The sequence below is a fragment of the Muriicola sp. genome, assembly GCF_041567615.1.
GTDB lineage: Bacteria > Bacteroidota > Bacteroidia > Flavobacteriales > Flavobacteriaceae > Muriicola.
In genome coordinates this window covers 1-8351 of record NZ_JBFGBM010000121.1, presented here as the reverse complement: position 1 = coordinate 8351, position 8351 = coordinate 1, and the positions used below count along the sequence as shown (strand labels likewise).

At 51.3% G+C, this 8351-nt stretch carries 5 protein-coding genes and 2 pseudogenes; 2 read left to right on the top strand and 5 right to left on the bottom strand.

Going from position 1 to position 8351, the window contains the following annotated elements; all coding sequences use genetic code 11:
- The 5 genes and pseudogenes from ABYP73_RS09160 to ABYP73_RS09140 all read right to left on the bottom strand — a co-directional run.
- Positions 1-232, bottom strand: a pseudogene (locus tag ABYP73_RS09160) (NUDIX hydrolase); the annotation flags it as partial.
- A 12-nt stretch (positions 233-244) separates the two neighbouring features.
- On the bottom strand, positions 245-1426 hold the full coding sequence (locus tag ABYP73_RS09155; RefSeq protein WP_372974118.1) for an MFS transporter: 1182 nt from the start codon (positions 1424-1426) through the stop codon (positions 245-247).
- Between the two features lie 36 nt (positions 1427-1462).
- Positions 1463-2143 (bottom strand): sulfotransferase family protein, encoded by a 681-nt coding sequence (locus tag ABYP73_RS09150; RefSeq protein ID WP_372945351.1) that lies wholly within the window; start codon positions 2141-2143, stop codon positions 1463-1465.
- 25 nt (positions 2144-2168) lie between these two features.
- Positions 2169-3830 (bottom strand): aryl-sulfate sulfotransferase, encoded by a 1662-nt coding sequence (locus ABYP73_RS09145; RefSeq protein ID WP_372974117.1) that lies wholly within the window; start codon positions 3828-3830, stop codon positions 2169-2171.
- Positions 3831-3909: 79 nt separating this feature from the next.
- The gene (locus tag ABYP73_RS09140; RefSeq protein WP_372945353.1) at positions 3910-4593 is read right to left on the bottom strand and encodes a cell division ATP-binding protein FtsE; all 684 of its coding nucleotides are present in this window, start codon (positions 4591-4593) and stop codon (positions 3910-3912) included.
- Between the two features lie 151 nt (positions 4594-4744).
- On the opposite strand from ABYP73_RS09140, the gene ABYP73_RS09135 reads away from it, so the two are divergent.
- Complete coding sequence (locus ABYP73_RS09135; protein WP_372974116.1) at positions 4745-7765, top strand: tetratricopeptide repeat protein; 3021 nt, start codon at positions 4745-4747, stop codon at positions 7763-7765.
- Positions 7755-8351 (top strand): annotated as a pseudogene (locus ABYP73_RS09130) (TonB-dependent receptor); the annotation flags it as partial. The gene ABYP73_RS09135 and the pseudogene ABYP73_RS09130, both read left to right, overlap by 11 nt.

Sequence of the window (8351 nt, the reverse complement as noted above, 5' to 3'; positions counted from 1 at the left end):
TGAGCAGGTGCTGCATAAGTACATTGCCGAGCTGGTCGACAGATATTGCAATTTTTAGCAAATATTCGCCCACTCCCGTAATCCCTCTCCTGAACAGATTGTGGAAAAGTCCATAGAGGAAACCCAGGGGACCTGTGATGACCAGAAGTATAAGGGAGATCAAAAAGAGCAACACTCCTATAAGAGGGTGGATCTTCTTATCAGGGGTTTCGGTTTTTTTCTTGCGTATCAAAGGCGGGGTCCTTTAATTTTTAGATTGAGGAGGGTCGGGTGGTCTCGGATTTAGCCAGTACCATATCACAAAGATAAGAGTGAGGCCGAAGAGGATTATTGCCAGGATATAAAACAGGCGGGACAGGGTAAGGAACTTCAAAAAGGGCAGGAGGACCAGGGGGGAAAGGAATTGTCCCAGGAACCAAAAGGTGGTCAGCCTTCCGATCTCTTTGCCGCGTACTTCCTGGGGTGCCAGGTGCATCACCCAGAGATTGGCGTTTGGGATCATAAGTCCCATCCCGAAGCCTGCCAACAGCATACCTAGGAGAACCATGGCGTAAGAATTCCCAAAGGCGATGGAGACAAAGGCCAGTGCCATCAGGAAATACCCCAGGGCGAAGATCTGCCTGAATCCTAGCATGTCCCTGATGCGGCTGTAGGAAAAGGAAGAAACCGCAGAGAAGAGCGTGCTGGCAGCAATAGCAACCCCGATCATGGCATTCTTTTCAATCCCTATCTCCTTGAGGTAAAACGGGATCTGAACCGGGATGATGAAGAAGATGATCCACATCAGCATTACGTTGGCGAAGATCAGCCAAATGATACGGGGAGATCGTATTCCTTTTACAGGTTCGGAAGCCTCTCGTTCCCGCTTTGGTTCTTTCAGGTGCAGGTAGGCTGCCGGCAGGATCAATAGGGAAAAGAAATAGAGGAGGAAGGGGACCCTCCATCCTATATCGGCCAGGAAGCCGCCCAGGGTAATAAAGAGAATCCCTGCCAGTGACATGACCGCGATTTGCAATCCCGCGAACTGTTGCCTGGACTTCCCCTGGTAATAATCGGCCACCAGGGTGGTGACGATCGTCATGGAAATTCCGACCGAGATCCCCAGCAGGGCACGCCCGGCCAGGATCCCGTAAAGGTCCTTAAGCCAGTATCCCGAAGTACCTCCAATGGCGTACAGGACCAGGGCAATACCCAGTAATTTGAGCCGGCCCGTCCGGTCGATGATGATCCCTGCAACGATAGCGCTCAGGGCGATGAACAGGCCCGGGAAGGACAGGGATAATTTTACCAATCCCTCACTGTTTGGGATGTGGGCAAAGGATCGTGTCATGTCGGGCAGGGAAGCCGAGATGGTGATCATCGACATGATGGTGAGGCTGCTCACCAGCAGCAATGTCGCTTTGACCTGCCAGGATTGGGTGTTCATATAGGGTATTCCTTTGTTTATGAAGGGGAAGTCGTATCAGGCCATTTCACCTTTCATCAGTTTAGGGAGCATTTGCTTGAAATTCTCCTTCTTGTTTAAATGCGGAAGATCCTCCTTAGGTTCCTCGACACCCAGGAATTGGCAGAGCGGGGCCCAGCCATCCCGGACATCATAGACCAGCAATTTTTCCTCAGGCACATATCGTTTTACCTCGGCCAGGTGGCCCTCCCATACTTTTTTAGCATGAGCCTTGTCTTCGAACTGACCGCTCATCTCCCCCGCGAAAAAGATCTTCTTAAAGAATTTAATGCACTTCACAACCCTCCTGGCTCTCTTGCTAAACAAGAGTTTGCCCATCATCTTAAGCTTTTCTCCCGGGGTCTGTGGCCCGGCGCGGAATACTGTGCTGTCTACACTTCGGTACCAGTCTTCAAAATCCCTGATTGTGAGGATCACCCGGGCCTCGGGGTAGCGTTTCATATGCTCTTTATACCAGGGATAACCTGGGAAGTCTACTGTGGCATCGTAACCATTATAAAGACCGTCCCAATCTGTATCGCCGGTCTCAGACAAGGTCTTCCAGTAGTGCAAATTGTGAGGGTTTACCAGGAGTTCCTTCATGTGGTAAACATGGTTGAAACCCAACATTTCCAATGATTGTTTGAGTGTTGTGGTTCCCGTTCTGGGGAATCCTGCTCCTATGATTTTAATAGACATATCTGTTGGTTTTAATTGGTTTACATTATTGATTGGGTTGTTCCGTGTCCGGTGGAATTTCAAGGACAAAAGGTTCCGGCTGAGGTTCCAGGGGGGACAAGGTCTTTCCGGCAAAAGCAGGGTGGTCCTGGGGATAGAGGGTAGCCCTGAAGAGACCGAAGATAAAAGGGCCCGTGGGTTGGGCCGGTGATCCGTCCGGCAAGGTGTAATCATACTTATAAGGGGTCCAGTACTCCCATACCAGCTTTCCTTCGTCATCCACTTCGATGAGCCTTCCCTGCATGCCCTGGGTGATGAATGTATGTCCGTTCTTCAACCGATGGGCCCCTGAAATAAAGGCAGAATAGAGGGAATAAAGATCCGGAGCAGTATAGCTCCAGTCGGGTTCCCCGGGCCCGAAGGTCCCGTCTTCCCCGGGCTCGTAAACACCTGCCTTCTTTGACGGAATGGACCATTCATAGATCGCAGAATAGTTACCTACATCCCCTATCGCCACATTCATCGCAGGGGATGGGTTGCCGGCCAGGGAGGCCCACATATTAGGAAGTTTGTTATCGGGATGGGGAATATCGTTGTTGTAGACCATGAGGTTGCCCGCCCCGGGATACCCCTCAGGGATCCATTTGCTGTCGTGCTGCCCGAAGAGTTTCTGGTCTTCTTCCGCACCCTTGCCATAATTGGCCGGATTGCCCCATCGGTAGAGCAGATCCCCTCCGTGGCCCCATCGACCCCCGGAATCGCTTTTTGCCTGCTCGCTTGTGGTACTGTGATCGATCACAAAGACCTCCCCGTACCCCGGCACACTGATCACGATCTGATCCAGATCGGGGTTGTAGGAAACCGCATTCGTGTGGGTGACGTCGGAACCCCGGTTGTCAACAGTGGCATTAGAGGTCAGGAAACCCATTTGCTTCATCTGATCGAGCCGTTCCTGGGTCATCGGAGAGCCCACTTCATCACTCTGTATGTTGATATTGAGTTTCCTCGGGTGGTCAGAAACCACCCCGTAATTCTTTTTTGAAGCGTCGAAATCCTGGATGAGGTGATCCTGCATCCGCCACTCCCAGACGATCTTTCCTCCTTCCGGTCGGGTAGGCTCTATTTCGATGATCTTATCGAGCCATATCCCCGCTTTGGGGACATGTTTAGGATCCATGCCCGCCTCTATAGCTTCCTCCTCGCTCAGGGCGTCGTAGGAGATCGCCAGGATATGACCGTTGGGCATGATCTCTATATCGTGGTGGGTAAGGTAGGTATCGCTGTGATAGGAAAAATCCCAAACGAGATTCCCCTCCCAGTCGTATTCTCTGATCCTCCCGGACTGGCCCCCGGCAGCGAAGGTGGTAAAGTCCTCATCCCTTTCCATCCGGATGAGATGGCCATTGGGCTGCAGGTATGAATTCATGGAATTGAGGTCCGATTGCCATTTATGAACCACTTCTCCCTGTTTGTCGACCAGAAAGGTGTAGGTGCTGGTCGGGGGTTCGTAGAGGACGTACCCTTCCGTATCTTCTTCAGAATCGTAGATCAGGCCGCGATCGGCAAGAGCCCCGGACATGCTGCGAACATCCTCCGGCTTCCATTCCCGGACTTCGAGGGCGGCTACTTCAGCCTTGGGAGGAGCATCAGATTTACAGGAGAAAAGGGATAGGAGGAGTAGCGAACAAGCGAAAAAATTTGTTCTCATGATGGTTTAGGTTGGTCAGTAAGGAAAGATACGCTTTTTTCCTGTATCCGTATAAAAAATAAGCAGGAGGGGAAACAGGTCAGACGGCCTTCTGTACCACTTCAAAAACCTTGGCGCCGTCACATTTCAGGGTTTTGGAAGGGTACTTCAGGATCAGGGCATAGTCATGGGTTGCCATCAGGATAGTGCGCCCTGTCTTGTTGATCTCCTGCAGGACCTTCATCACTTCCACACTGGTCTGAGGATCGAGGTTCCCGGTGGGTTCATCCGCAAGGATGAGTTCCGGATCGTTCAGCAGGGCCCTGGCTATGGCCACCCTTTGCTGTTCGCCCCCCGAGAGCTCGTGTGGGAACTTGAATCCCTTGGTCTTCATCCCGACCTTTTCCAGAACCTCCTCAATCCGCGCATTCATCAGGGCCGGGTCTTTCCATCCCGTTGCCTTCAGGACAAAGAGCAGGTTTTTTTGGATATTGCGGTCTGGCAGGAGTTTAAAATCCTGGAAAACCACCCCGAGTTTCCTCCTGAGGTACGGAATATCCTTTTCCTCCATCGTCTTCAGGTTAAACCCTACCACCCTTCCGTGGCCCTGTTTCAGGGGCAGATCTGCATAAAGGGTCTTCATGAAACTGCTCTTCCCACTGCCTGTCTTCCCGATGAGGTACACAAATTCCCCCTTCATCACCTCGAGGTTGATATCCTTCAGGACCAGGTTTTCTTTCTGGTATACGGCCACTTCTTTCAGGGTCAAGACAGGTTCTTCCATAGGCGATTTATGTTGATATAAAAGTAATAAGTTCTGCAGGATAAAAGGGGAGGGCGATTTAAAAAACTTTTTCTTTGATCGGATTATACTGCCGTCGGTTATTTGCCGTTACTATGTCAAACACGGTAATTCTCAAGAGCTCTAGAACACTATGCGAATGAAAAAGACTGCCATAACCCTGGTGGCCCTTGGGCTGCTGCTCACTGTCCGAGCCCAGGAATCCGGGATCTACACAGACGAAGACAGGATGTTCCGGGAGGCTCTGGAACTCTACAACAACCGCCAGTACCAGGCTGCTCAGACCTTATTCGAAAAGGTGGGTGCCAGTACGGAAAACGAGACCACTGCGGCCAATAGTGCTTACTATGCAGCCAATGCGGCTGTGAGGCTCAATCAGGTTGGGGCAGACAGGCTCATGGAAGAATTTGTGGAGAATTACCCAACCTCCACTAAAAGAGATGCCGCGTACCTTGATGTGGCGGATTACTATTTCGAAAACGGGAAATACCCCTATGCCCTCAAATGGTATGAGAAAGTAGAGCCCGGCCTCGTTCCCTTTAAGGACAGGGACCGCTTTCATTTCAATTTGGGGTATTCTCTGTACTCAGCCAAAAAGCCCGCAGAGGCCAAGACCTATTTCAACAGGGTGTTGAATTCTGAAAAGTACGGACCCCAGGCAAAGTATTACCTCGGTTTTATCGCTTACCAGCAGGACGATTACGAGGGGGCAACCCGTCAGTTCGACCAGATCACGGACCAGGAACTGCTCGATGAAAAACTCTCTTATTTTCAGGCCGACCTGAATTTTAAACTCGGGAATTTCGAGGAGGCTATCGCTCTTGCCAAAAAACAACTTCCGGTGTCAGACAGGCAGGAAGTATCCGAACTCCACAAGATCATAGGGGAGAGTTATTTCAACCTCAAGCAATACGCAGAGGCTATTCCTCACCTTGAATCCTACAGGGGGAAACGCGGTAAATGGAACAACACGGATTTTTACCAGCTCGGGTATTGCTACTACCAGCAGGGGGACTACGCCAATGCCATCCTGCAATTCAACAAGATCATAGGGGGAAAGGATCCCGTGGCCCAAAATGCTTATTACCACCTCGCCGAGTGTTATCTCAAACTCGACAAGAAACAGGAGGCGCTCAATGCCTTCCGCAATGCATCCCAGATGGATTTCTCGGCAGAGATTCGGAAAGATGCCCTCCTCAATTACGCCAGGTTGAGCTACGAGATCGGCAATGCGTATGAACCCGTGACTGATGTGCTGCTAGCCTACCTGGAGCAATATCCAAGGGATGAGTACAGCAATGAGATTCAGGATTTGCTGGTCGATTCTTACCTGACCTCAAGAAATTTTAAGGGGGCTTTGGAACTGCTCGATGTAAACAGGAATTACGCGAACAAATCGACCTATCAAAAAGTCGCTTTTTTTCGCGGGATGGAACTCTTTACGGAAGGGGATTACACGGAGGCGGTGGATGTGCTTGAGAGGGCTGTCCGGACTGATGCTGATGCGATTTTCACGGCCAGAGCCCGATACTGGAAAGCGGAAGCGGAGTACCTGCTCAACCGATTTGACCAGGCCCTGGTGGATTTTATACAATTCCAGCAGAGCAGGGTGGCTGCCAATACCCCTGAATACAAGGAACTGGATTACAACCTCGCCTACACCTATTTTAAACTTAAGGACTACAATTCTGCCATTCCGTATTTCCGGAATTTCGAGAACCGGAACGCAGGGGATCCCAAAGGGCAGGATGCCGTGGTCAGGCTGGGGGACTGTTATTTTGTGAACCGGGAATACGATCCAGCGATAAGGGCTTATTCGCGTTATATTTCTGCCAACGGACAGGAACAGGACTACGCGGCTTTCCAAAAATCGATCAGTTATGGTTTTATGGGCCGGAACGATACCAAAATCTCAGAACTAAACGACTTCAGATCCCGATATCCCTCATCAACCCTCAACGACGATGTTCTCTTCGAACTGGGCAATACCTACGTTCGGGAGAACCGGGAACAAGAAGGGCTCAGGGCCTATGCCGAGCTGGTAGATACCTATGGGGGCAGCAAGCTGGTGCCGGAGGCCATGCTGAGACAGGGACTGGTACACTACAATGCCAACAGGAATGAGGAAGCTCTGAAGCAATTCAGGGCTGTGGTCAGCAAATTTCCCGGATCCGAGGAGGCCTCTCAGGCTGTGAACACCGCTAAACTGGTCTATATGGACATGGGACGGGTGAATGAATACGCCGCCTGGGTGAAAAATCTGGATTTTGTGGAAGTGTCCGACTCCGAGCTGGACAATGCCACTTACGAGTCTGCCGAACAGCAAAACCTGGAGAATCGCACCGAGGCTGCCATCAGGGGATTTGAGAATTACATCAGGGATTTTCCTTCCGGCCGCCATATAGTCGATGCGCGTTTCAAACTGGCGCAGTTGTACTTCTCACAGGGCAAAGGTGATAAGGCCCTGTCCCATTACCGATACGTGGCAGACCGGGGAGGCAGCGAATACAAGGAACAGGCATTGGCAAGGACTTGCGAACTGCTACTGGCCCAGGGAGATAATTCTATGGCCATGAAGTACCTCGGGCAACTCGAGACTTCGGCAGACATCCCGCAAAACCGTACCTATGCACGTCAGAACCTGATGCGGTTATACTACGGTCAGCAGGACTACCAGAAAACACTCCTCTACGCAGACAAGGTGCTGGCGGCGGATGGGATCGATGACCGGATCAGGAGTGATGCCCAGGTCATGATCGCCAGGTCGGCCATAAAGACGGGAGATGAGGCCAAGGCAGAGGAAGCCTACGGGCGGGTACTGAAGATCGCAACGGGAATACTCGCTGCAGAGGCCCTTTACCACGACGCCTATTTCAAACAAAAACGAGGCGCCCTGGAGGCCAGCAACACGGCTGTACAAAAACTCGCCCGTGAATACTCCATCTACAAAGAATGGGGAGGGAAGGGTTTGATCGTGATGGCCCAGAATTTCTACGCTTTGGGTGATGCCTTTCAGGCGACCTATATCCTGGAAAGTGTGATCGACAACTTCTCCCAGTTTCCCGAGATCCAGTCCAGCGCAAGGAAAGAATTGAGTTCGATCAAGGCCCGGGAAGCCGAGAAGAACGCCTCTGTAAACCCTGATGAGAATTAAAAAACCCATGAGCAGTATGGCCAGAAAAAGTCTTTTAGCCTTGAGCATATCGATCGGTATATTCCTGGGGGCCTATGCCCAGGAAAGGGATCTGGGAACGGAGACCGTTACCGTGGTAAAGTCGTATTCCCCCTCCATATCGGATGCCTTCAAGATCAGATCCCTACCCGTGATGAACGATTCGATCATCCTCTCCAAAAAGAAGATACAGTACAGCATATTTTCCGTTCCCGTAGCCTCCACCTTTGTTCCCGCCAAGGGAAAGGCGGCCGCCGTTCAAAAATCAGCCCCGGAAAAACTATACAATTCGTCTCTGTCCTTTGGCCTGGGCAATTTCAACAATGCCCTCCTGGATTTTTATACCAGCAGGGACATTGACAGGGGGAACCAGCGGATAGATATAGGCCTGAACCATTTCTCGTCCCGGGGCGACCTGGATTTCACGCCTTTGGATACGGATTTTTACAATACGGCCCTGACAGCATCCTATTCCGGAAAGGGGCGTAATGGTAGTTGGGGGATTTCGGCCGGGGGCAGCCACCGTCTGTACAACTGGTATGGGATCCCTGAAGGAGTCTTTGACCAG

Coding starts and splice junctions, on each gene's coding strand:
- ABYP73_RS09145 (WP_372974117.1), bottom strand. CDS start 3,830: ATGAGAACAAATTTTTTCGCTTGTTCGCTACTCCTCCTATCCCTTTTC.
- ABYP73_RS09135 (WP_372974116.1), top strand. CDS start 4,745: ATGCGAATGAAAAAGACTGCCATAACCCTGGTGGCCCTTGGGCTGCTG.
- ABYP73_RS09155 (WP_372974118.1), bottom strand. CDS start 1,426: ATGAACACCCAATCCTGGCAGGTCAAAGCGACATTGCTGCTGGTGAGC.
- ABYP73_RS09150 (WP_372945351.1), bottom strand. CDS start 2,143: ATGTCTATTAAAATCATAGGAGCAGGATTCCCCAGAACGGGAACCACA.
- ABYP73_RS09140 (WP_372945353.1), bottom strand. CDS start 4,593: ATGGAAGAACCTGTCTTGACCCTGAAAGAAGTGGCCGTATACCAGAAA.